We start from the raw sequence: 25,731 nt of genomic DNA on the forward strand, positions 1-25,731 counted from the left end.
GTCTTTTACGCGCAAGAAGAATGAGGAACAGGGGAACATCAATATAAAGCGAAATATAATAACTATAGTGTAACCTAATCTTTACCTATCATGCTTAACACTACTGTGACAGCCATCCGAAGGATGAGCTTATTGGCACTGCTATGTCTGATTTTTTCAGGCATGGCATGGGCGCAGGAAGAAGAATCCATTCCCACCAAAGGGATGATTCGAATGAAAATAAAAGAGAAAGATCTACCTTATCTGGAGGCGCAGCTGCGTCAGATTGAATCCAATCAGATCTCCATCAACCAGACGGGTATTCAAAAATTTGACCAGTTCAATACCCAGTTTCAGACCAAAAGTATTAAAAGAGTTTTTCGGGAGGCCGGCAAATTTGAAGAGCGTCACCGTGCCTTTGGTCTTCACCAGTGGTATGAAATTCAGACCGACTCTTTGAATGAGGTTGAGGCTTTGTTGGCCGCTTATGGGGAGTTGGAAATGGTGGAGACGGTAGAGCCAAAAATGCTCTGTAAGCTATTTGGTGAGCCGATGAGCACCGCTCCTTCGGATCCATTTTTTCAGAAACAATGGCACTATGACAACCAAGGTCAATCGGGTGGAACACCCGGTGCCGATATTAATCTATTGAAAGCGTGGGAGATTGAAACTGGATCGCCTGAAGTAGTCGTTGGTGTCATTGATGGAGGTATTGATGTGAATCACCCAGACCTGAAGAATCGACTTTGGATTAATACCGGAGAGATTCCTGGCAACGGAATTGATGATGACGGCAATGGCTTCGTGGATGATGTCTACGGATGGAACTTTGCTGATAATATGCCCACTATTATTCCGCATACACACGGAACGCACGTAGCTGGAACCATTGGCGCCGAAACCAATAATGGTATCGGTGTGGCCGGTGTGGCCGGTGGTTCTGGTCCGGATGATGGTATTCGTATGATGTCCCTGCAGGTATTTTCTAATTTTTTGGAGTGGAGCACCCAGGGTGGATTTGAAGAAGCCTTTATTTATGCAGCAGATATGGGAGCCGTTATCACCAATAATTCATGGGGTTTTCCGGATGCTACTGAGTCTGAGTTGCAGAAAGAGGCGATTCGCTATTTTATTGCCATGGCCGGTCGTGATGAGGAAGGAAATGCGGTAGGTCCGGTAGACGGTGGTGTAGTGATTTTTGCAGCGGGTAATTTTGGTTATAATCCGGTGTATACGCGTCCGGCTTATTCTTTCCCTTCCATTATGGAGGAAGTAATCTCGGTTTCCAATGTGGATCACAATGACCAGAAGGCCTTGTCTTCTTATTGGAATGAAACCATTGACATTGCGGCACCGGGGAGTAATATTTACTCCACTTACCCAAATGGAGCATATGTGGCCATTTCAGGTACCTCCATGGCCGCTCCTCACGTGACCGGTGTGGCTGCGCTTGTGGCTTCCAATAATGCCAATCAGATAACGGCCGATCAGATTCGTAGCAGATTGATTGACCATTCGGTGAATATTGATCACCTGAACTCCACATTTGTAGGTAAAATTGGGCAAGGTCGTTTAGATGCTTATGCAGCTTTAGTAAAAGACGAAGGTCAAAAGCCGAATCCTATTGATAATTGGGGATTTTATTCTATTGGTTCTATAGGAGCTCAGATTGGCTGGATGCTTGTCACCGATGCCTTTGGTTTAACCGTTCAGGAATATGAAATTTTGTTAGCCGAGGGAGCGTTTACGCAGGAGGAATCCGCAGTATTTGAAAATGCAGCCAGCGTGATGCATCATTCCAGTGGGACTTCTAACGCTTTTATGAGCTATATTTTTAATGGCTTACTACCGACCACTACCTATAGCCTAGCAGTTCGGGGAGTGGATCAGTTCGGTAACCGTGCGGATTTGTCAGAAATCATGACTTTTACCACCACACCAACAGCTGAAGTGTCCTGGGTAGAAGAATCTCCTATTGCATTGGAAGTGGACCTGGATGGAGAAAGTAATCCACAGACAACCATGGCAGTAAAAAATACCGGGGAATGGCCAAGCCGGGTATCCTTTCGTCTGAATGATTTCCAAATGGAAGAAGCGCCTGAAATGACCAATGGCCGCCTATCCGCATTCTCCACTGAAAGCAATGCTGTTATCCCTTTTTCAGATCATCCGGAACCTTCTGCAATTCCATTTAATGCTTCAGCGGGTAACTTTTCAAAAACTACGGCAGCTTCCGATCCGGTAGTGATTATGCCTACCTATAAAGCCATTGATTCTCTGCACCATGATCAGGAATATATGCCGAATTTTATGGCCGGAAATGGTGGGGGCACTACAGAGTTTTTAAATAAATTCACTGCTCCACGAGATATGAAAATCGGGGCATTGAGTGCATTCCTGTGTAGCGAGATGTATCCGGAGGTATCTTATACCCTGGCCATTTATGTGGGAGGAGAGGACCGCCCGATAACTACGCCGGTACACCGCGTGATGGTGCGGGTGGACGATCAGAGAGGAAAATGGTATTCTGCTTCATTTTCAAGGGATGTGGCAGTAGCGGAAGGAGAGGTATTCTGGATTTCTGTACTTTCGCCACAAGGGGTTTTCTATCCTCTGGGTGGAGAAGATGTTTCGAGCAGTTCTAGAGGAAAATCCTATGTTCGACAGGAGAGCCACAATTACTTCCAGGATTTTGGATCGGCTAAGCGGATGCTCTTTAAGATTCGTGCTTTTGAGGTGTTGAAAACAAACAGACTGGTTACTTTTGATCCTAATTTTGTAGTGGTAAAGTCCGGTGAAAGTCGTTTGACCACCATGACCATCAAAGGAAATGAGTGGTATGACGGTGTATATAATTTGCAGTTAATTGCCAGTCATGATGACGTGATGAAGGGGCCATTGTCCCGTCCGGTGACTTTGACTGTAAAGGGGAATAAACCTAAAATTGTAATTAGCGAGGAAGAAATAGACTTCAACACGATCTATTTAGAAAATGCCGAAACGCATAAATTTTTAATTCGCAATGAAGGAAAAGCACTGACAGATACGCTTCGTTTGACGATAGAAGACTCAAAAGGGTTTGAAGTTTCTCCGGCAGTGATAAATCCGATTATTCCCGGAAAGGGAGTAGAAGTAACGGTAAAAGCTTTAGCGCAATCAGAAGTTGGGCAGGTGACAGGTGTTTTGGAAATTGAGACAGGCCAGCAGGAGACTGAAAGATTGGCATTGAGTGCTCATTATATCAAAGGTGCTTTCATGGAAGTGGATCAGGCCGAATTTGGATGGGTAGACGAAAATGCGATTCCTATTGGAGAGACTAGAACCACTACCTTCACCGTGACCAATACCGGTGACCGGGACGGAGAGTTTGTATTCTCCAGCTTTGAAGATGGAAAGAGTAGCGGCTATATTCAGTCCTTGACGCCTTATAAAGGATTTTTGAAAGTGGGAGAATCGATGGAGGTGGAAGCTTTCGTCAATACCGAAGGCTTGAAAGACAATGGCTATAACTCAACCAGAACCACTTATTATAACTTTCCTGCAGGGCGAGGCAGCCTGAAGTTTTCCGTGCAATTGATTGGAGAGGCCATAATTGAGGTACCCGAAAAAATTCATTTTGGTGAAAGTGTATACCAGGAGGGACTTGAAATAACACAGATTATCGAAGTGAAAAATACAGGAAATGCAAAAGCAAGCTTTCAGGTAAAAAGTATTTCGGAAGGATATACTATTTCAGGCTATGTTCCATCCAGTATTAGTGCAGGAGGGGTTGTGAATTTAAAAGTTATTGCACAATTACCGGGTGTAGGAGAGCATTTTGGGGATTTGATTATTTCAGTTGATAATACTGATTTCACTATCGCCTTATCTGTCGAAGGGCTTGAGTCTCCGGAAATGAATGTAAGGGCAGATAATTTCCTTACTTCTGCCACGATGGCTTATGGAACATTAGGAGAGCAGACCAGTTTGGCGGTTAGCAATACCTCTGAGACAGAGCCGTTAAATTTTGTTGTAAGTACCCCTGCATGGCTTAATTTACAGGATGATACTCCTTCTTTGCAAAGAGGAGATGGTAATTTTGGCTACTCTTTTGAAATAACGGAAGGTGTTGAGTGGATGGATATATCTGAGCAGGGAAGGGAGCTGTTTCAGGATATGGTATACCCATATTATATCACCACTTACCATTTCGATAAATTTAACTTTCCATTTTATGGAGAAATACAGCGTCAAATTCGTATTTCGAGTGCAGGGGTACTTAGCTTTAATGGGGGGATTCCAGATTATGCATTTGCTAATCCAGGGCCATCTCCTGATTATAATATTAATGAAGATCAATTGGCCTTCAATGCAGATTTAGGCGTTATTTCAGCTTTTTGGATGAGAATGTATCCTTCTAGTGGCGGTGGAATTTATCTGTTGGAAGAGGAGGATCGTCTGATTATTCAATTTGATGATATGCGGGCAGTGATGGCGGGGCCATTAACTCCGCATACCCAAACTTCTATACAGGTTATATTGACGGCTGATGGTGGAATTGAATTGTCATATAAGCAATTGCCAACGGCATTTACTTATCAGGTAGTAGGGATGAAGAACTTAACGGGTGATTTAGCTTGGCAATACATGGACAGCAATGCAGATTTCATTAAAGAACTCTTAGGTAAAACAATCAAAGTGAAAGCACCAAAATTGTTTACTCTTAATCCTAATGAAGAGCTTAGTATCGATATGCAATATAATACAGAGTCCACAGCTGCGGGTAGTTATGAATATAAAATGACAGTCTTTAGTGATGATGTTAACCAACCGTACTGGAGTACAAATGTTCAGTTGGAAGTTACCGGTGAGGCTCAACTCTCCACAGTCCAAGAGCAGCTAGAATTTAATGATGTGATTTATGCTTTGGATTCAGCCTTTGAGCAAACATTGCTAGTTGATGTACGCAATGAGGGCAGCTTGCCCGTAATGTTTTCTGCTTCATTCAAAGATGGGGACTTATTTACATGCACGACAGACACCTTGCCATTAGGGGCCTTTGATCAAGTGTCATTGAGTGTGCGTTATCAGGCTTTGACTGATGCAGTCACTTATGATACTTTGGTGCTTGCCTTTGATAATGCCACCGAGCTGTTACTACCTGTTGTCGGAGATGCCAAATCAGCGCCATACTTGCAGTATGCTATGGATTATACATCGCGCCAAGATACGATTGATATATTGGTGAACCAAGGGCAGTCAGGGCAGTACGCTTTTCAACTGTCAAATATAGGGAAAGAGATGCCTCTGGACTACGATGTCACCTTGGGGCTGACGCGTTACGGTTGGAGCAAAGCACCTGAGCAGGTAGTAGAAACCCCGATACCAACTCCATCCAATGCCCGGGTAGTGGAGAGTAACGTATCCACGAGTTTCGCTCTTTTAGACGAAATGCCAATTCCGGAACGCTCCTTTGAGCAAATGGTAAATGCGAGAGTGGTACACGAAGAAAAGCATGCTTTCTCTGATTCTCTGGCTTATGATTTGGCAACGGATATACCGATGAGTCTTTTAGGTTCTGATCAAGTAGATGTTCAGTATGCCGCCAAGTTTGAGGTGGTCAACCCACAGGGCTTCACCCTGACGCACATACGTAATTATTTTGTTAAGCAAACCGAGACACCATGGACCGTTACTGTGATCAAAGGAGATAGCCCTATAGGCTCAGAAGTATTAGCAACTGAGGAGTATTTCCCTGTTTCTGAAACGGGAGCAATGGAGAATATTCCACTGTCGCAACCACTTTACTTCACTAAGGGAGAGGTTTTCACCATTAAGATGGTAGCATCAGATGATATCCACTATCGCCTACCAGTAGAATATGATGTGCCCTCAGTGATCGGAAAGTATTTCGTGACGCTGGATGGAGGAGTCACCTGGGAAGCCATGTCTTCTTCAAGTTCTTTCTACTATACTTATGCCATTAAGCTGAGAGCGATGGACGCTTATGGTGCCGAGTGGTTGGATATTTCACCGAAAACGGGAAGCTTGGAAGCAACGGAAGAAGCTACGGTGGAAATCAGTACGGAGATGAAAGGTTTCGAGCCGGGTGTTTATGAAGGATACTTGTATGTTGGACACAATGAACCACTACGTGAAACGGTGAAAGTGCCGGCAAGCATCCTGTTTAATGGAGCGCCTTTGGCAAAAGAACTGGCGCCCCTTGAGATCAATGAAGGGGAGGAAGCACAATGGGAAATTGAGCTTTTAGATCCAGAAAATCATGCGCTGACGCTTTCTTCTATCAATGGTGCCGATGATTTCACTTATCGTTTGGAAGAAGGGAAAATGATTTTGGAAATGGCTCCGGATTATCTGATGAGTGGGGAATATGCTCCTGAGTTTTTGCTTGTAGATGAATTGGGAGCACAGTCCACCTTTACGCTTTCCGTCTTGGTGAATGATGTGAAAGTAGCACCGGTGCTGACTCAGGAATTTACGGATTACGAGCTTCAGGTAGAAGCACTGCAGGAAGTGCATCTGGCAGATTATTTCGAAACACTGGATGAGGAGGCACTTCATTTTTATGTGAAGACTGCTGACGGAATGGTTTCTGCTTTTGTGGAAGAAACAACGCTTGTCCTTTTGGGAGTGGCAGTAGGAACTACTGAGTTGGAGGTTGTAGCAGAGAATGAATCCGGTTTGATTACCTCAGCTCCTCTGAAGGTAAAAGTAAATCAGGCACCGCTTTCTTCCGGAATGGCTGCTACCATGAAAGTGTATCCTAATCCAACCACTGGAGGCTTATCCGTGATTCTACCTACGGTGGCGGCCAATGAGATGGTGCAGTTGGAGATAATGGACATGTCAGGTAAGAGGTTGATGACCCTTGCGGAGCGGGCAGAAAGCCAACGGGTAAGTAGTGATTTATCCGCCTTGCCTTCAGGTTATTATCTTCTTCAGATTAGCTGGTCTGGGGGTAAGTCCATAGCTAAGGTGATTAAGGAATAGTTCAACTTGTAATGTTTATTGCTTTTTAAAAATCCCGCTTCGGTGGGATTTTTTTATGCTAAAAATTATTGTTTAAATCATATTTCAGTTCTAGATTTGAACTCTAAATTAGCAGACTACAAAATGAGCAATCGTTTAATTTATTCCTTTACCCTATTCTTTTTATTCGCTTTCGTTTTACCATTGTTATTGGCGTTTTTCCTGATTGAGCCGGTAGAAATAGTGGAAGCTTCTTCCGCTTATGAATGGGGCTTTTTTTCAGGTGTCGTTTTGGCACGTTTGGTTAAAGTAGGCCTTTTATTTATGGCAGGCTGGTTAATGTACATCAGAATAAAGTCCTCAGATATCTTCAGCACTTTATCTTCTAAGCATTAATAAATTTCCCCGATGCAATTTCACTGTTAAGGGGAGCTCCATCTGTACGGCCTCTCCGTCCAGATGCACCTCCTCCTCTCTTTCACAGGAGATCAGCACTTCTTTCGTTTGAAAACTTTGGTAAAACCGGCTGCGATGCAGCGATTTGGTAAACAGGCGATAGCCCATCCAGGGCGCATACCAAATGGGGCATGCCCTGATGATGGAAACATCCACCTTTCCATCCGAAACACTGGCATGGGGGGCGATATAGGCATTATTACCAAACTGGGAAGAATTCGCAATACTGATCAAAAACGCTTTAGTGGATAAGTCCTGCCCATTCCATTGCAGGCGGTAGTTTTTTTTCGGGTAAGTGAAATAAGCCAGAATACTTTCCTTCACATAGGTGTGTAATCCCCGGCTGCCGGCTTTTGCAAACCGGTGTGCTACATGGGCATCAAAGCCGATTCCGGCCACATTGATAAAAAATTTCCCGTTCATTTCCAGTGTATCCATCGGTTGGGTTTTAGCTTTTCGCATCCATTTGATGGCCCTCTTTAGCTCCATGGGTATGCCCAGGTGCCGCGCCAATCCATTGCCTGAACCTTTTGGGAGGACGCCCATGGCTGTTGGACTACCCGCTAGTGCTCCGGCAATTTCATTCACGGTTCCATCTCCACCAATGGCGATCACGGCATCATACCGGCCGATGGCTTTTCGAGCGATTTCGGCAGCATGTCCGGCATATTTGGTTTTTTTCCATTTATAACCAATTTTTCCGGACCAGCTTTTTTTGACCATTTTCTTTAATCCCTGAATCTTACCGGCACCGGCAATCGGGTTATAGATAATGAGGTATTGGGGTTGTATTTCGGGCATGATTCGCTGGGAAAAATTTTCTCTAATAAACGAAATCAAACGCTAAGGCATAAAAAAACCGACCACTAAATAGCAGTCGGTGATATTGTCTTTTTATGATGTCAGTATTACTTCTGACGTGCTTTGGCCAAAGTCTCCATCATTTCCTCTGTGATACCACAAGTGGAGAATCCACCATCGTGCATCAAATTCTGCATGGTTACATAACGGGTATAATCAGAGAATAGAGAAAGGATGTATTTTGCACACTCTTCAGATGGCGCGTTTCCTAATGGAGAAAGCTGATCTGCGAAGTTGAAGAAATCATCAAATCCGGTGATACCCTGACCTGCAGTAGTTACCGTTGGCGACTGGCTGATGGTATTTACACGTACTTTTTTAGCGGCAAAACGCGCACCATAACCACGTGCAACAGACTCCAACAATGCCTTGGCATCCGCCATATCGGCATAGTGAGAGAAGCTACGCTGTGCAGCAATATAAGAAAGCGCTACGATAGATCCCCACTCGTTCATTACATCCAATTTCTCAGCAGTCTGCAATACTTTGTGGAAAGACATCGCTGAAATATCCAAAGTCTTGTGGAACCAGTCATAGTTCAAATCACCATAAGTCTTGCCTTTGCGTACGTTCGGGCTCATGCCGATAGAGTGCAATACAAAGTCAATTTTACCGCCCAAAATTTCGGATGCTTTGTTGAATAGGTTTTCCAAATCCTCAACGCTGGTCGCGTCTGCTGCAATAACTTCTGCATTACAAGCCTCGCCCAATTCTTTAATTTTACCCATACGCAAAGCGATAGGAGCATTGGAAAGTACGAATTCAGCACCTTCTTCATGTGCCATCAAAGCGGTTTTCCAAGCGATAGACTCTTCATTTAAGGCACCAAAAATGATCCCTCTTTTTCCTTTTAGCAGATTAGTTGCCATGGTATTATAGTTTAATATATTATTTCAGTTTCCGAAATCAGCCTGCAATTTATAAATCTTCCACAATATCCCCGACCTTTTTCGATGCTAATTTAACGGAGGGTGAAGCCCTGGTGCGGAGTATTCATGCTTCAACCCTTGTTTAGCTGCAAGGCCGTTAAAATGAAGGAATAGTTTCCTGTTTCGAGTTTTTTCCAACAAAGTAGCGGAATGAGGAGGATGAAAGTTAATCCCCGGTCTGGACTAATTAAATTTCTGGAATAATGGCTTCAATATGCTGAAAAAAAGCTTGTTGGCGGGGCTTGTGGAGCTTGGTGGGTTGTAATTCGAATCCGCTCATTTATCGGTAGTGAAATTAGGGACAGAAGCGGGCGACCCACTCCCCGGCTTGTAAGCTTCCTCTGTGAATGGCCTGATCCCAGGCTTCGCAGGCTTCCTGTCGTTGATCCATGGCGTAATAGCAGTTTCCTAAAACATTATAGGCTTCAGGCCTTCTGGGGCGGAGAAAAATGGCCCAGTCGCAGGCTAGTTTTGCCCGTTCATATTCTTCCAGTCTGGCCAATACCACCGCAAGCCCATAATGTGCAATATAATGGGACTCGGGAATGTCCTTGGGTTGCAAAACCAAGGCATAGGCGCGGCCATAGTTAATAATATAGGCATCAATCATGGCATCAGTGGCCATGGTATAATACTTTAGGGCTTTTTCATTATTTATGAGCTGGTCTGCGCAAAGTGAGGCGGCCGAAAGTAGTAATGGAATGTTGAATTGTTCCATTCCTACCATCTCCTCATAAATAGAAAGCGCCTGTTGGTAGGCGCCGATATCTTCATAGGCCATGGCCAGTTGCTGATAAAGTACTGCAGAATAATCAGAGTGTTTTACTAATAATTGCCAATAATAGACTGCATGCTGATACTTTTCATCGAAGTAGGCATCCTGCCCTTTTTCATAAAGATCATTCAGGATCGCATTACGGTAAGAGATAATATCATAATTCGCTTTTGGATGCGCTACTAAAATTTCCAAAGAGTCCAGGGCTGAATGGTAGGCCTTATGTTCATATAAACTCCGGGCCACATCAAACCTTCTTTGCTCTTCCATCAGGCGGGCAATTTCCTTTTCCTGCTGCTTTTTAATATACATATAGATTGGGATCCCGACCATTATCGATAGCAAGGCAGAAAAGGCCACAGCAGTCATCACATTCATCCAGTGGTTTTGCCCCAGCTTTTCCCAATAGCTGATTGGCTCCGGTCGGGATTCCGGATTTTGTTGGTAATATTTTTCCCGATGTTTTTCACGCTGCTGATAGGTGGTTCTTTTTCTGGGGTTAAAAGCGTCCTCTTCCTGTTTTGTATCAGACTTTTGGGCCGCTTGGTGTTGGTGGGAAATCAAAAAATCATAGGCAGCACGTTGTTCCGGGTCAATGAGTACCCGATAGGCGGTGGAGATGAGCTTGAACGTTTCTTCCGCTTCAGGATCATTCGGGTTTTTATCTGGATGATATTGCAGGGCAAGTTTTCGGTATGCCGTTCGGATTTCCGGCGAGTTGGATGTGGGATCTACGCCTAGTATTTGGTAATAGTTGATCAAGGTGCGTGATTGTTGGGATGAAAGTAAAAACGGTTATGTTGCAGATGGTTTCTTTTTGAATACGAAAACTCTCTTTTGAAATGACATAAATTTAGATGAAATTTGAAAGAAGGTTGGAAACCGAAAATAAGGTTTTGGAAGAAAAATACGATTTATCAAATTATAAGGAATCAATACCTATGAAGATGATGAAGAAGTGGGGATTCGCCCTGCTATTATTGTTCACGCCTGTGCTAACGAAAGCAGATGAAGGCATGTGGCTCCCACAATTATTGAAAAGCCTGAATGAGGCAGATATGCAGGCAAGGGGCATGAAAATGTCTGCAGAAGATATTTACAGTGTGAACCAATCCAGCCTCAAAGATGCAGTGGTGTCTTTTGGCGGATTTTGTACGGGAGAGTTAATTTCTCCCGAAGGTCTGGTGTTAACCAATCACCATTGCGGGTACGGGCAGATTCAGTCTCACTCTTCGGTTGAAAATGATTTATTGACGAATGGCTTCTGGGCCATGTCACGTGAGGAAGAAATTCCGAATCCGGGCTTGTTTGTGACTTTCATTGTACGTATTGAGGAGGTGACTTCAGAAGTTCTGGATGGCATTACTCCTGCTATGGAGGAAGAAGAGCGCCAGGAGCGGGTGAGCCTGAACATTGACCAGGTGGTGGCCAAAGCAACCGAAGGCACCCACTATGGCGCGAAGGTGAAGTCCATGTTTTACGGTAATGAGTACTATTTATTTGTTACCGAGACTTTTGACGATGTGCGCTTGGTAGGAGCTCCTCCATCGGCCATTGGTAAATTTGGAGGAGATACTGATAACTGGATGTGGCCGCGTCACACCGGAGATTTTTCTATGTTCCGTGTATATTCCGCACCGGATGGCAGCCCTGCAAAATATGCGGAGGAGAATGTTCCATTGAAGCCAAGACATTTCTTACCAATCAATATGACCGGCGTTGAAGATGGCGATTTCACCATGGTATTCGGATTTCCGGGGCGTACACAGGAGTATTTGACCACTTACTCCATCAAGCCTTTGGTAGAAACGACTAACCCGAACCGAATCAAAATCCGCGAGACCAAATTGAATATTTTGAAGGCGGATATGGATAAGGACGCAGCGATTCGTATTAAGTATTCTGCCAAATATGCCCGCGTAGCGAATTACTATAAAAAGTGGATTGGAGAGAACCGTGGATTGAAGGTAACCAACGCCATTGCCGAGAAAGAGGCTTTGGAAGCAAATTTCCAAAAATGGGCAGATGCGGATGCGGACAGAAAAGCCACTTACGGCAGCCTGTTGTCAAAATTTGAGCAGACGCACAAAGAGGAGCAGGATGTGATTTTGCCTTATAACTATATCCGTGAGGCTGTTTACGGCACAGAGGTTTTGACCATGGCAGCGAAGTTCCGTGCTATTATTGACGCCCTGCCGGATGATAAGGAGAAGAGTATTGAAGGCGCCAAGGCATATGCTAAGAAATTCTTTAAGGACTACAGCGCGGCCACGGATGAAAAAGTATTTGCGGCCCTGATGGGACTTTATCATGAGGATATCCATGCGAATTTCCAGCCAGCGCTATTGAATGCGGCGGTAAAGAAATATAAAGGCGATATGGAGGACTATGCGGATTTTATCTTTGAAAAGTCAGCCATGGTAAGTGAAGAAAAGGTTAATGCTTTATTGGAGAATTTCAATGAAAAAGCCGTGAAGCAATTGATGAAAGATCCGGCCATTCAGCTGGAGCGTGAATTCTACGACATCTATACGCAGAAAGTGAAAACCGTTATGACGGATACACAAAATGCTTTGGAGAGACTGAACCGTGCCTATACTGCCGGATTGCGTGAGATGATGCCGGAGAAAACTTTCTATCCGGATGCCAACAGCACCATGCGTGTTTCTTATGGCGTGGTGGATGGTTCAAACCCATATGATGGCATGCGTTTCACTTCTCACACTTATCTGGATGGTGTTTTCCAAAAAGAAATGGCCGGTGCGGATGACTACATCATCACGGACCGCATGAGAGAACTGTATGCCAACAAAAACTATGGACAGTATGCAGACGAGACGGGTAAACTACCGGTATGTTTCACCGCTTCTAATCACACTACAGGTGGTAATTCCGGTTCTCCGGTGATTGATGGCCATGGCCGCTTAATCGGCTTGAACTTTGACCGTTCCTGGGAATCCACCATGTCGGATATCAAATACGATAAAGACATTTGCCGCAATATTGCTGTGGATATTCGCTATGTATTGTGGGTGGTGGATGTATATGCCGGTGCCGGACATTTGGTAGAGGAAATGACTTTGGTAAAAGAAGATCCCAAGCCCGTTCAACTGCCTGAAGTTGAAGAGGTAGTGGAGTAATTTTTAACAGGCACTTCATAAAAAAGGCAAGCCAGATCGGCTTGCCTTTTTTATGCTATAACTCCCAGCCAAAAGTGGTGTAGAATACATAATCGACTTCAGAAACCCCCGGACTTACCGGTTTGCTATCGTAGTTGGTGGTGTTTCCTATTTTAAACAAAAATCCTTTGGGTAAATCCCAGGTCAGGTCCACGGTGAAATCGGCCCGGTACCTACCGGCAGTATTCAGGTTGGCGTAAGTATCCAGATTAGTATTTAAGGTGAAATCATCAATGCCAAAAATGGACAATTGGGTGGAGACCACAGCCTCTGCGGAGTTAGAGGTAGCATTGGAGGTTTCAGTGTTAATATAGCGTTCATTCGTCCAGGCCATACCTGCTGATACCAGCCAGTCTAGTTTATGTGAGCGGGCAATATAATTACCAATACGAGCAGAGGTGGAGGTCCTCAATTTTAGATTTTGCTCATCATTGCTGAGAAAACTCATCCCGACCCCGGCAAACCAGCTTTTGTAAAATGTCCATGCCCAATTGATCGCCCCATCGGTTCGGTGTGTATCCGCCACGGAATCCTGGGAGTTTTGGACAGATTTGACATTCCCGCCCAAAGCCCAATTATCAGTCGCATAGCGCGCATTGGCCTGTCCGGTAAATTGCTGCACATTTTTAGCTTTGGTAAAGGTATAGCCTAAGCTAAGCCCAACGGTGAAGCGATCAATGAATTTAGTATCGACCGTCTTTATAGAGACCATCTCTCTTAATTTTTTACTGTAGGGCTGCCCTCCGTAAAAAGGGGTGATGATGACAGCCGTAGAATCATTTGGGTCTGTTTTAAAGCTTCCTACAACCCGGTCTCCTCCTTTTAAATAAATATTGTAGGTGCGTTCAGAGAAGATGCTTTCAATTTCATCCCAATCAATTTTAAAATCAGCATCTCCGTAATCAGCATCAATAAAGACGTAGTTCCTTTGTAACTTAGTAAATTCTCCATGAATGACATCCCCGTTTTTTAGGATGAGTTCATCGACTTTTGTTTGCCCTTTAGTAATTAACGGAATAAAAAATAATATCAAAAGTGGGTAGAGGTATTGTGTTTTCATGGAGGTAAAAGTGTCCTTATCGTATGAATTAAATGAGCTTAATCGAAAGCTTTTATTTTGGCAACTCGATTGTAATTTTACTTGTTTTCATACTGAACCCTTTTTGATATATTTGATCATGATTTCTTTTCCAAATGCAAAAATCAACCTGGGGCTTGATGTAATCTCCAGGCGTTCAGATGGTTTTCATAATATTTCATCCGTCTTTCTTCCGGTAGACTGGAAGGATGCTCTGGAAATTGTGCCCGCGGCCGAAACCACCTTTGAAAGCTACGGCATTCATATTCCGGGAAACCCGGACAGTAATTTGTGTCTAAAAGCCTATCATTTGTTGGCGAAAGATTATCCTATGCCCACGGTAAGAATTATCCTGGAGAAAATTATTCCCATAGGTGCCGGCCTGGGGGGAGGATCCGCGGATGCGTCATTTACCCTTAAACTTTTAAATGAGCAGTTTGATCTGCAGCTTGAGGAGGCGGCATTGGAGTCTTATGCCGCTCGTTTGGGGAGTGATTGCCCGTTTTTTATTAAGAACCAGCCAATTTTGGCTACGGGCACCGGAATCACCTTTGAATCGGTGAATGTGGACCTTTTAGGCTATCAGATTTTATTGGTGAATCCGAATATCCATATTGGAACCGCCGAAGCTTATGCGGGAATTTCGCCTCGAGTACCCGAATTATCGGTGAAGGAAATCATTGAAAATTATGAGATTAAGGCGTGGAAAGGCTTGTTGAAAAACGATTTTGAGGCGTCTATTTTTCCGAATCACCCTGAAATATCGAAATTAAAGGAAGATATGTATAAAGCCGGGGCAGTTTATGCTTCTATGTCCGGATCGGGCGCTACGGTTTATGGAATATTTGAAGGTGATCAGAAAATTGAACAAATTAAGGAGGGTTTTTCTGATAGTTATCTGAAACATAGTAGTTTGCTTTGATTGAAGATTAGTTTAATATTGAGCTTTTTTGATATACCTGTTGCGAACAGGTTTATTTTGCGACAACTATTTTGCTTTTATTGGTGTCATTTTACATCGTTTTAAGGATAAATTTAGGGATAAGCGGTATTTATTTGAACATTAGAGGGTTATTGAAAATAAAGGCAGCGTCTCTATTTCCTTCGATTTTTGCCGGAAATGCAGGAGTCTTGTCGCTTTTTTCGTAATATTTGTAATCGGAACCTAACATTTTACGCATTTACCGACGGCCCGTTCGTCATCCCAACATATCATTGACCTATGAAAAGAAAATTACTTTTTCTGCTACTCCTTCTTTGGGGAGTGGGTTATTCGTCTCATGCGCAATCAGCGCAAAATCCCAGCACTTTCTTAATCAAAACCATTGGTGCCAATGGAAAGCAGGCTAATGCATTTACCGGCTTTTTTATTGATGAAAACGGAACGGCCATTAGCCGTGGAACCGGCTTTCATAAAGCGGTGAAAGTGGAGGTGATCATGGCAGACGGGCAAAGCTATTCCATCGGAAAGGTTTTGGCGTTTGATCCAGCCACCAGCCTGGTGAAATTTTCCGTGAATAAAGCCAAGGGCACTATCGCCTATGCGGTGGGCATGCCCTCCAAAGGCCAGCAGGCAAAAGTGGAAAAGCACAATGCGGAGGGGGCAGAAACGATTGCCCTTTCTCTGGATAAGGCGGTGAAATTTGAAAACTATGGACATTGGGCCTTATCCAATAAATCCATTGAAGCGGATGGGGCACCTGTCATTGCCGACGGAAAAGTGATTGGGATAGTGGCCGATCAGGTGATAGATGGTAAAACGGCCATCATCGATGCACAGAGAATTTACCAGTTACAAAAGGTAAATCAAAAACTAGAAGACTGGTTGCCTTCCTTTCGAGCAAATCGCAATTTGCTGATCGCCATGGAAGCCTTTGACCAAAAGGATTATGAAAAAGCCGCGGCTACTTTTGCCAAATGTGTGCGTTTGGTCGGAAGTGAGTTTACCGCCTATTACTATGGAGCCAAGGCCCGTGAGGCCAAGGGGGATTTGGCCGGTGCACGCACTGCATATGGTAAAGCATTGGACTATAAAGAAGGAGAGCTGGAGATTTTACAATCCAGGGGCTTACTAAGTTTCAAAATCCAAAATTTCAAAGCTACCATTGATGATTTAACGATTGTTGAGGCGGCGGGAAAAGCAAGCCCGGAAGCTCTGACCGCCCTGGGAACCGCACTTTATGAAGAGAACCAATTTGAGCAGGCCATAATTATTTTAGAAAAGGCTCCCAAAACCGCGGAGAGCCAGTTTCAGTTAGGAAATGCCTATTTCCGTCAAAAGGATTTTGATAAGGCCATCGGCAATTATAAGGGGGCTGAAAATTCCGGTAATAAAGAAATGACCCTCTTTAATAACCGGGGAAAAGCACATTTGCTTAACGGTAATGCCGCTCAGGCCAAAATTGACCTGACCAAGGCATTGTCCATAGATCCCACTTATGTAAAGGCCGTGGAAAACCGTGCGGCAGCCCATTATGCGCTTAAGCAATGGGAGCCCACTCTGGAAGATGCCCAAAACGCCGAGCGCATGGGCGGTGAGGATAAAAAATTGACTTTGTATAAAGGGGTGGCTGCTTATCAGCTTAAACAATATGAACTGGCCGCAGCTTCCCTGAAAGATGCCGTCACCCGCGGATTTGATGAGGTGGAGATTTTAATCATGAAAGCAGCCTCAGAGGTGGAATTAAAGCAATATAATCCTGCTATTCAGACTTATATTATGGCGCAAACTGCCGGCGCAGATGATGTTGACTTTCATTTTAAACTGGCCACCGTCTATTGGAAGACGGAGCAGTTAAAACCCGCCGTGGCCCACTTCAAAAAAGCTTTAGTAAAGGGAAAAGCGGATTTGGAGCTATACGAGAGCCTGGGGCTTTCTCAATATGAAGCCAATGAGGTGGCGGCTTGTATTCCTCATTTGCAAAAGGCGGTGGAAATGTCCAGCCAAAAGGCGGAAGTGTATACCACTCTGGGTGCGGCGATGTTGAAAGAGCAGCCTGATCATGCAGATTTGTTGTCTATTTTATTGAAAGCCGAAGAAATGGGCAGTACTGATGCCCAAATGTATCAGGCAATAGGATTTGCTTACCTGCAAAAGTCTCAGGCCCAGCAAGCCATTCCTTATTTTCAAAAAGCAAAGGCTGGTGGCGCCTCCGGTAGTGCGCTGGAAAAGTCCTGGGGTTTGGCTAGCTTTCAATTGGAGCAATATGCGGAGGCCATTCAGCATTTGGAGAAAGCGATTGATGGTGGTGCACGCGAACCGGAATGCTATCAGTTTTTAGGATTGTCTTTATATGCCACGGAGCAATATAAGGAAGCTTCTGCGGCCCTGAAAATGGCGGTAAAAGGTGGGGTGAACGATCCGGATGTTTTGAAAAAATTAGGAGCTTCGGCTTATGAAAGTGGCGATATGAAAACGGCCGTGGAGGCTTTCCCTAATTCAGGTGCCTTAAAGACGCCGACTGTTGCGGGGCAATATGGCCTAGCGCTTTATGCTATTCGCGATTATGACAATGCTTTGATCCAATTAAACAAGGCAGAAGCACTGGGTTATCAGCAGGCAGATTTGTACGAAACCCGGGCGAGCCTGAACCTGAAGCAAAAGGAGGAGGCAGCAGCATTAGCGGATTATGACAAAGCCGTGGCTGCAGGTTCCAATGGAGAAGAGATACAGATGAAGCGCGCCAAATTGGCCATGAAGTTGAAGGATTATCCTAAGGCTACATCGGCACTGGATGCGGTGATAGGGCAGAATTCTGAAAATTCCGTGGCTTACCTATTGAGAGGAACCGCAAAATATCGTCAGGATCAATATGCTTCGGCGAAATCAGATTTGGAGAAAGCGAAAAGCCTGAGTGAAGGCGCAACCCCACTCTATGAGATGCTGGGGATTTCTCTTTACGAAATGGGCGATAAGACGAATGCCAAAACCAATATGGACCAGGCAATATCACAGGGTTCCAAAAATAAAAAGGTTTATGGACTGGCCGCTGAAATGGAACTAAAGGCCAAAAATTATGAAAAGGCGCTGAGCTTATTCGAGGAAGCGGGCCGATTAGGTTATGATGCGCCCACCTACTATGGAGATAGAGGAATGTGCTATTACCAATTAGGCAAAAACGCGCCGGCCATAGACGATTTGAATCGGGCAATCAATGCGCAGCCGGATAATCCGGCCTATTTAAAAGCCAGAGGAAATGCCCTTTTTCTGACGAATCAATTTGAGAAGGCAGCGACTGATTTAGCGAAAGTAGGAGGCCTGACAGCAGAAGAAAAATTCCGTTTAGGACGCAGCCAATATAAAACCAAGGATTATGTCAACGCGGAGAAATCATTAGAAGCAGCCACTACCGCCGGTGAAAAAACCATCGCCGCTTATTCAGATCTGGGTGCTGTAAAAGTCGCATTGAAAAAGAAAGAAGAGGCTATTGCTGCTTATTCTCAGGCACTGGCCATCGATGCCAATAGTATTGAAGCGCTTCAGGGCCGTGGTTTAGCCTATTATAAAATGTCGGACTACGAAAAAGCCCTTACTGACTTCCTCGCTTTAGAGCAGAACGCCAATGCAGGCAAAGAAGTGGGCGCCATGATTGGTACGGCTTATTTCCGCCTAAGGAAATACGAGCAGGCATATGATCGCCTGGACATGGCCATCACCCAGGGGGTAAAAGATCAGGAGGTCTATTTAGGCCGAGGGGTTTGTTTGTATATTCAGAAAAAATATGAGGAAGCGATTCCTGATCTTCAAAGAGGATTGAAAGGACGGGAGGATTTGACCGGATTCAATGCTTTGGGAAATGCCGAGATGTTTCGGGAAAATGAAAAGGGTGCAAAGCCTGCCTTGGAGAAAGCCATTCAGTTAGGCACTCAGGATCCGCTAACGTTCTACCATATGGGAATGGTGCAATATGGAGCGCGTGATTTCCGTACTTCTTTGCAAAGCCTGAATAAGGCCATAGCGCTACAGAGCAGCTATCCGGAGGCTTATCAGCAGCGAGGAGATACCAAATTCCGCCTTAAAGATTATGAAGGAGCTTTAACTGACTACAATCAGGCGGTGAGCCAGGGCGGAAATAATGCTAAATTATTGAACAATAGAGGTAAGGCGCTCTTCATGACTGGAGACAAGGAAAAGGCCATTGCGGCCTATACAGCGGCATTGGACCAGATGCCGGAATACCCAAAAGCCCTGGAAAATCGTGGGGTCGCCTATTATTTGATTAATGATTATGAAAAAGCTGTAGTCGACTTACGTCAGTTCGAGAAGCTTACCGAGAAACAGGAGGAGGAAATACTGTATTATATCGGGGAATGCTATTATCACCAGGGAGATTTCAATATCGCCATTTCTTATTATGAGCGGACCAATAATAAAATCAATGAACCTACGCTTTACGCTCATTTAGGAGAGGCGCGCCTGGAAAATGAAGAGTTTGAACAAGCCATAAAATCTTTGTCAGACGCCGTAAACAAAGGAATCAAAACCGGCGATATTTACCGTTTCCGTTCCACGGCTTATGTCTATTTGGAAAAATATGAAGAAGCCCTGGCAGACCTGACCAATGCCATTGAGCTGGATCCAAAGAATCCGGATGTGTATTATAACCGGGCATTGATTCTGGAACAGAAAGGGAATTTCAGAGCAGCCATTAAGGATTATAATGTGGCCATTGAACTGAATCCAAAAGATCCGGAAATGTTCTATAATCGGGCAAGTTTGCTGGTGGAGGAAAATGACCTGATGGGTGCCATCAAGGATATGGATTTAGCCATTGGACTGGATGATTCCAAAGCCAACTATTTCTTAGTGCGCGGGAATATCAAAAGGCGACTGGAAAATAACCAAGGCGCTTGTGAAGACTGGCAAAAAGCCGCCAGTATGGGCGACCGAAAAGCAGGTTTCATGATCAAACAATATTGTAAATAGGACTTTGTGTGTGGGGGGCATCCTAGGGGCGGTCAGGCTCTCGGGCCTCGCGCTTTTGGCGAATGTGAGATTGCATATCATTTATCATTCCCCAAAAGGAGCTCAGGCAAAGCCCTCCATTCTTAAGAGCGTGATGAAAAGCCAAAATCGCTTCCAATAATTCGAATTTGCAGCCGGATGGTGTGCTTTTAAACATGCTCTAGCCCAAAAGCTTAAAATCATAATTTTATAACAGCCCGCACAAGTTGCGGGCTTTTTTTGTTTCAGCTCAGGTTTTTTTAACCAGCGCAGGCTGCAAAATTCAGGGCATTTTTAAAAAAAATTAAAGCATAATCAAAGAATGTGCATAAACCCAAGGCCTATATTTAGTCGTCAACAAATTCCCTAAAAGCGAGGGGCTATATTTATGACAGAAAACCTTAAACAGCAACAATTCGGCCTTGATCAATGGGCGGATAGACAGGATAGACAAAGGTTCTGCTGGCGATAAGAAGGCATCACAGCGACATTTTAGCCATATTTCACCAGTCTCCTGCCCTGTTCAAATGTCGTCTTGATGGATTCCGTCAGCAGGTTCTTTGTCCCGCTGACATTGATCTCAAGCCTTGATTTTTTGTTTCGTTTTTTATCAAGAAAAAATGAAAAAGAAACGATTGATGATTAAATATAAGGTGTTGAATGGCTGATCCAGCTTTTTACGAAAAAGCCCTGTAGCGGTGAATAATTAGGATTAGAAATCTTTACCCACTATTGATCCCCGAATGCTTTTGTGTACCTTTGTTTGTTGCAAGCGCATAACTATGAAAAAAAGCATTTTCTTTTTTCTTTTAATGGTCGGTATGACCTTTTTGGGACTCTCCAGCTGTGATACCTGTTCGGACTGCGGACCAGAGCAAACCAACCCCTATGTGGTGTTGAATTTTTTTGAGAATCAAGAGGGAACTCCCTCTGTTCGATTGATGGCCACAGCTTATGGGATAAAGGACGATGGCAGTTTGAGTGATGAATTCGGGATAGAGGATTCAGTTACGACCATGAATTTGCCATTGGACATGAATACTCCACGAGCCAAGTACCGGTTGGAGGTCATTAAGAAACGGGGTGAGGTAGAGTTGCAGCCCATTGAATTTGATTTTGAATTGACCTATGATTTAACGGAGACGCTGGATCCACGCAATATTGTGAGAGTAGTGGCCACTAACGTAAAACCTGAGGGAGAGCCTTCGAACGGAAATGATAAAGTTCGGTCCTTTGAGGTAATTTGTAATGATGAATCTGCAGATTGTATAAGCGAACACACCAATGTCAACATTGTTTTTATACTTAACTAAATTCATTTTTTGTGTAAGCTTTCTCCTCCTGCCCTTTTTTGCCATGGCACAGGAGTTGGAGGAAGAAAATGAACCGGCAAAACCAACCTTCGACAGAAGTCTTTACATTCGGGACACTGTCCGAACGACTCCTATGGTTTTGATTGATATTCCCATTCTGGATCGGTCCGATGAGTTTAAAACCCTTTCCAGAAAGGAAAGAAGGGAGTTGGAAAAAGCCAAAAAGGACTCCCTGCCTAAAAAAATATTGCCGCCTTTATCTAATCTGGAAATTGCGGTAAACTATTCTGATCCCATAGAAGGGTTTTCCAGCAGAAATGGCCTAATGGCCGAAGCCTGGGCGGGATTGACCCTATTTGAATATTTTGTGGCCGTGGCAGAATTTGGAAGTCAGGACATCACTTTTAATGGTTCTGCCTACAAAAATGTGGATAACTATCAGGTGACGGGGCAGTATTACCGTTTTGGGGGAGATTTAAAAATTCCCGTGAAGCAAAACAGTTCCCTTCGTATTGGTGGGCGTATTGGCAACAGTACTTTTTCGGATTCCGGAACGGCGCGAATCACCGGAGAGATTTTTGATGATTATGAAGTGGATTTTGCCAGAAATAATCTGTCGGCCAATTGGTGGGAGGTGGACATCACTTCAGAGACCGCCATTTGGAAAAACCTGTTGATGGGCTTTACCTTCCGATACCGAGTGCTGGGTGATTTTGATAATAATTATGAAGTCCCGGTCCGATACATTTCAGGTTACGGCTTTGCGAATGGCACCTCCATGGGATTGGATCTGTTTTTAGCCTGGAGAATCCCGATAATGCCTGTGAGGTATAAAGAACGAATTCCTAAGAATTAAGAAATTTCATAACCGCCTGATGATTCAGTGCGGTTTTTTTATAAGGCTAATTCTATGGCAGGATCCCAAAAATGGGCTTTGAAGTTCACAATCTGGTCCTCCTTTACTACAATTCCTTCATTAGCGAGTCTTTCTTCCATCGCTTCCGGTGGATTAAAATGCATTTTACCACTCAATAAGCCATTTCTGTTTACCACCCGGTGCGCAGGTACCTCTGGCAACCCATGCGCATTGTTCATGGCCCAGCCCACTACGCGTGCCGACCGTTTGGCACCCAGATAGGCCGCAATGGCGCCATAACTGCTTACTCTGCCCGCAGGAATCAGCTTGACAACTTCGTACACCTGTTCAAAAAAGTCATTTTTCATGCTTAAAGATAGCTTAATGCTGGCAACTCTGATCGTCCTTCCAATAAAAAAAGGAGCCCGGGGTTACAGGCTCCTCCAATTATTGGATATATATGGGTTTGAATTAACCCGAATTATTCACCGCCGATTCAGGGACTTGCTTTAATCAACTAATTATCAGTATAGGACATTCGTGTCGACTGATTTTTTTATAGCCCAAATTTGGGAAAGCTTGCTCTCCTCATTCATCTGCTTCGTTAGGAAAAACTCGAAATAGAAAACTATTCTTTCATTTTTCCCGCCTTACAGCTAAACGAGGATTAAAGCATGGATAATCCGGTATAAATTTAGCGGTGAATAGCGCTGTTTAAAGGCTATATCTCGATAATAATTCCAATAGTCGGCAGAATATTTCCATTAGTGGAAGGAATATAATCAGGCAGGAAACTGCCCGGATTATTTGGATCCGGAATAGTCTCTCCCGGGTTAATGGGATTGGGGATGTCGTTTCCAAAATCATTAGGATCGCGTAGCAGATTGCCATTGGCATCCTGAGCAGCCGTTAAGTTGGGTTGAGCATCCTGACTGAAGTTATACAGGTTCTGAATGTCGATGAAGAAATTCAAACTCCAGTTATCGAAGTAATACTTCTTATCAATTCTCAAATCCAGCTGGTGGAAATTTCCATTTCGCTGGCTGTTCAGTTGGTTTTCAAAGTCCCGTATTCCCACCCGGTTCACCAACCAGTAATCTCTTTTCATTGAAGCCTCCACATTATAAGGGGTAAAGGGCGTTCCTCCGGAATACAACCAACGGGTACCAATTTCCCAATTGCGCTTCAGCTTTTTACCGGCGGTTAAACTTACAATATTGCGGCTGTCCCAAGAAGAAGGAATAAACTGATTATTGGCATCTGTATATTCAGATCGCACCCAGGTATAAGCCAGCAATCCGTAAAAGCCCTTGTAAAATTTCTGTTGGGCCAAAAATTCAAATCCATAAGATCTACCCTTTGCGGTGGAAGTAACCGGTTCATCTCCGATTACGCCAAAATCTGCGCCCAGATTGGCCAGAGCCACCTGGTTACGGATAGAGAAGGGAGAGTTGCTGTATTTTTTATAAAATCCTTCCGCTGTAAAGCGTAAATTCTTCTCATCGATGCGGTATTCCAATCCACCTACCAAGTGCTCAGAGCGAATATATTTCAAATCATTCTGCTGGTTTACCAAGGTGCCATTTTCGTCCCGATAGCCAAGAGTGGTATAGGAGGGTAGCTGGTAGTAAATACCGGTATTGAAATTCACACTCAGCTTTGGCGTCATGGCATAAGAAGCGGAGAACCGTGGTGATAATTGATCCAGCATATTATTCATATCATCTGAATAATTATTTGCATCCGCCCGCACCCCAAGTGAAAGGCTTAATCGTTCATCAAAAAAACCTTTGGTCACCTGTCCAAAAACATTCCATTTCTGCATATCCAGATCACTGGAGTAGTTAATCGGTATCAGCTGATCATCTGCCGCAGAATAAGTTAAAAATTGGCTTCGGTTGGTATATTTCGCAAATTCCGTCCCTACGCCATAGTTAAAAGCCCAGCCGTTTACTTTGCGATAATCCTCAATTCTGATTTTATTCTCCGCTTCGGAGGACTGATAGTCCAGCGTCTTGGGTTTACTTTCGTCATTATCCTGATGCTTGTAGGAGGTATTTTTGAGCATGTTTCTACTCATTACTGCAGTCAACACCCCGTTTTTGTGAAAATGCTCATATTTGGCGCCAATGGCATAAGACCATTGATCCTGAATCGGAATGTTATTATAGATGTATTCGTTTTGTCTGAAATCTTCGGAGGTGCTGTCAGAAAGCGCATCCGCATTCAGGGAGAAATCATCCAAAGAACCTAGACTCACCAAAGTAAGCTGATTTTTCTGGTTGAATTTGTGCTTTAGCTTAAATTGGTAGTCATTATAAGTCGGAAGAAAAGGCAGGCCCAAAACCTGGAATAAGAACTGCAGATAAGATCTGCGGGCACTGGCGATGAAAGTGGTTTTTTCCGAAAGTGGACCTTCCAGAGTGATTCCCAGATCACTGGCCCCTACAATACCATTAAAAGTGAGGTGATCGTCACGACCGTCTTTTTGCTCGAATTCAAATACGGAACTCAGGGCATTTCCTCTGTTGGCCGGAAAAGCACCACTGTAAAATTCTACTTCGCGAATGAAATCTACATTGATGATCCCCACCGGACCACCGGAAGCGCCTTGTGTCGCAAAGTGGTTGATATTCGGAATCTCAATTCCATCCAGATAGAAACGGTTTTCGGAGGGAGCTCCACCACGAATCAGAATATCATTTCTAAAAGAGGCTGAGGAAGCCACCCCGGGTAAAGATTGCACCACTTTGGAAATGTCACGGTTACCTCCGGGATTTCTTTTAATTTCATTCGTTCCAATCGTTCTCATAGAAAGTGGAGATTCCATTTTTCTTTCGAAGCCTTTGGCGACCACTTCCACTCCTTCTAATTGGGTGGCATCTTCTTCTAATTCAAACTTCACGATGGCCGGACGGGCATTAGTAACTTCAATTTCAAAAAGTGTCCGTGGGCTAAAGCCAACATAGCTCACCTCTAAGTTATAAAGGCCGGGTTGCAGGCCCGTGAATTCAAATTTACCATTAACATCAGTGACCACGCCGGTAGTGGATCCCTGAACGACTACGTTGGCGAAAGGAATACTTTCGTTGGTAAGTTTATTGATAACTTCACCTCTTATGATGCCATTTTGCGCTAGGGCCACCTGCCCTATGAAAATAAAGAACAAGCAAAGAATGCTATTTTTCATTGAATGGAGTGTTAGGTTCTGTTCGTTTAATTATTGTAGCAACAAATGTTACTCATTAGTACGATAGTTGCAACTTTTGTTTAACATTTTGGAGTAAAAATCTATATAAAAATCCTTTATTATGGCATTTTGTTTAATTATTTGATTGGTTTTGTTGATTTTTTTTGGCTGATTATTCAACAAAAAAGGCCTTCCCCGAAAG

General features: G+C 44.0%; 13 protein-coding genes. 7 read left to right on the forward strand and 6 right to left on the reverse strand.

All coding sequences use genetic code 11. From position 1 onward, the window contains the following. The first annotated feature begins 90 nt into the window (after nucleotides 1-90). Nucleotides 91-6,969 carry a S8 family serine peptidase gene (locus AAA970_RS01685; RefSeq protein ID WP_338235746.1) on the forward strand — a complete coding sequence of 2,293 codons (6,879 nt, stop codon included), beginning with the start codon at nucleotides 91-93 and terminating at the stop codon, nucleotides 6,967-6,969. Nucleotides 6,970-7,092: 123 nt separating this feature from the next. Next, nucleotides 7,093-7,344, forward strand: coding sequence for a hypothetical protein (locus tag AAA970_RS01690; protein ID WP_338235747.1), 252 nt, complete (start codon nucleotides 7,093-7,095; stop codon nucleotides 7,342-7,344). On the opposite strand, the gene AAA970_RS01695 is transcribed toward AAA970_RS01690, so the two are convergent. From AAA970_RS01695 to AAA970_RS01705, 3 genes are all read right to left on the reverse strand, one after another. Continuing rightward, complete coding sequence (locus AAA970_RS01695; protein ID WP_338235748.1) at nucleotides 7,327-8,205, reverse strand: diacylglycerol/lipid kinase family protein; 879 nt, start codon at nucleotides 8,203-8,205, stop codon at nucleotides 7,327-7,329. The two genes, AAA970_RS01690 and AAA970_RS01695, sit on opposite strands and share 18 nt — an antisense overlap. Nucleotides 8,206-8,312: 107 nt before the next feature. Then, nucleotides 8,313-9,134 (reverse strand): enoyl-ACP reductase FabI, encoded by an 822-nt coding sequence (locus tag AAA970_RS01700; RefSeq protein WP_338235749.1) that lies wholly within the window; start codon nucleotides 9,132-9,134, stop codon nucleotides 8,313-8,315. Between the two features lie 355 nt (nucleotides 9,135-9,489). Further along, a complete protein-coding gene (locus tag AAA970_RS01705; protein ID WP_338235750.1) occupies nucleotides 9,490-10,731 on the reverse strand; it encodes a J domain-containing protein in 1,242 nt (413 codons plus the stop codon). Between the two features lie 95 nt (nucleotides 10,732-10,826). On the opposite strand from AAA970_RS01705, the gene AAA970_RS01710 reads away from it, so the two are divergent. Next, on the forward strand, nucleotides 10,827-13,109 hold the full coding sequence (locus tag AAA970_RS01710; protein WP_338235751.1) for a S46 family peptidase: 2,283 nt from the start codon (nucleotides 10,827-10,829) through the stop codon (nucleotides 13,107-13,109). A gap of 55 nt (nucleotides 13,110-13,164) precedes the next feature. Here the strand turns inward: AAA970_RS01710 and AAA970_RS01715 are convergent, their stop codons facing one another. Next, complete coding sequence (locus AAA970_RS01715) at nucleotides 13,165-14,208, reverse strand: DUF481 domain-containing protein (protein WP_338235752.1); 1,044 nt, start codon at nucleotides 14,206-14,208, stop codon at nucleotides 13,165-13,167. 118 nt (nucleotides 14,209-14,326) lie between these two features. Here AAA970_RS01715 and ispE point away from each other — a divergent pair, with 118 nt between their 5' ends. The 4 genes from ispE (at nucleotide 14,327) to AAA970_RS01735 (ending at nucleotide 22,339) form a co-directional block, all read left to right on the forward strand. Next, a complete protein-coding gene (ispE, locus tag AAA970_RS01720; protein ID WP_338235753.1) occupies nucleotides 14,327-15,148 on the forward strand; it encodes a 4-(cytidine 5'-diphospho)-2-C-methyl-D-erythritol kinase in 822 nt (273 codons plus the stop codon). Nucleotides 15,149-15,448: 300 nt separating this feature from the next. Next, on the forward strand, nucleotides 15,449-20,152 hold the full coding sequence (locus AAA970_RS01725) for a tetratricopeptide repeat protein (RefSeq protein ID WP_338235754.1): 4,704 nt from the start codon (nucleotides 15,449-15,451) through the stop codon (nucleotides 20,150-20,152). Between the two features lie 800 nt (nucleotides 20,153-20,952). After that, nucleotides 20,953-21,483 (forward strand): hypothetical protein, encoded by a 531-nt coding sequence (locus AAA970_RS01730; protein ID WP_338235755.1) that lies wholly within the window; start codon nucleotides 20,953-20,955, stop codon nucleotides 21,481-21,483. Further along, nucleotides 21,455-22,339: a DUF6048 family protein gene (locus AAA970_RS01735; protein WP_338235756.1), complete on the forward strand. Its 885-nt coding sequence runs from the start codon at nucleotides 21,455-21,457 to the stop codon at nucleotides 22,337-22,339. The genes AAA970_RS01730 and AAA970_RS01735 overlap by 29 nt, the downstream gene beginning before the upstream one ends. Before the next feature lie 38 nt (nucleotides 22,340-22,377). Here the strand turns inward: AAA970_RS01735 and AAA970_RS01740 are convergent, their stop codons facing one another. Beyond that, complete coding sequence (locus AAA970_RS01740; protein WP_338235757.1) at nucleotides 22,378-22,707, reverse strand: MGMT family protein; 330 nt, start codon at nucleotides 22,705-22,707, stop codon at nucleotides 22,378-22,380. A gap of 353 nt (nucleotides 22,708-23,060) precedes the next feature. Beyond that, the gene (locus AAA970_RS01745) at nucleotides 23,061-25,529 is read right to left on the reverse strand and encodes a TonB-dependent receptor (RefSeq protein ID WP_053406076.1); all 2,469 of its coding nucleotides are present in this window, start codon (nucleotides 25,527-25,529) and stop codon (nucleotides 23,061-23,063) included. Nucleotides 25,530-25,731 lie beyond the last annotated feature (202 nt).

Origin of the sequence: Persicobacter diffluens (assembly GCF_036244895.1) — a bacterium.
Taxonomy (GTDB): domain Bacteria; phylum Bacteroidota; class Bacteroidia; order Cytophagales; family Cyclobacteriaceae; genus Persicobacter; species Persicobacter diffluens.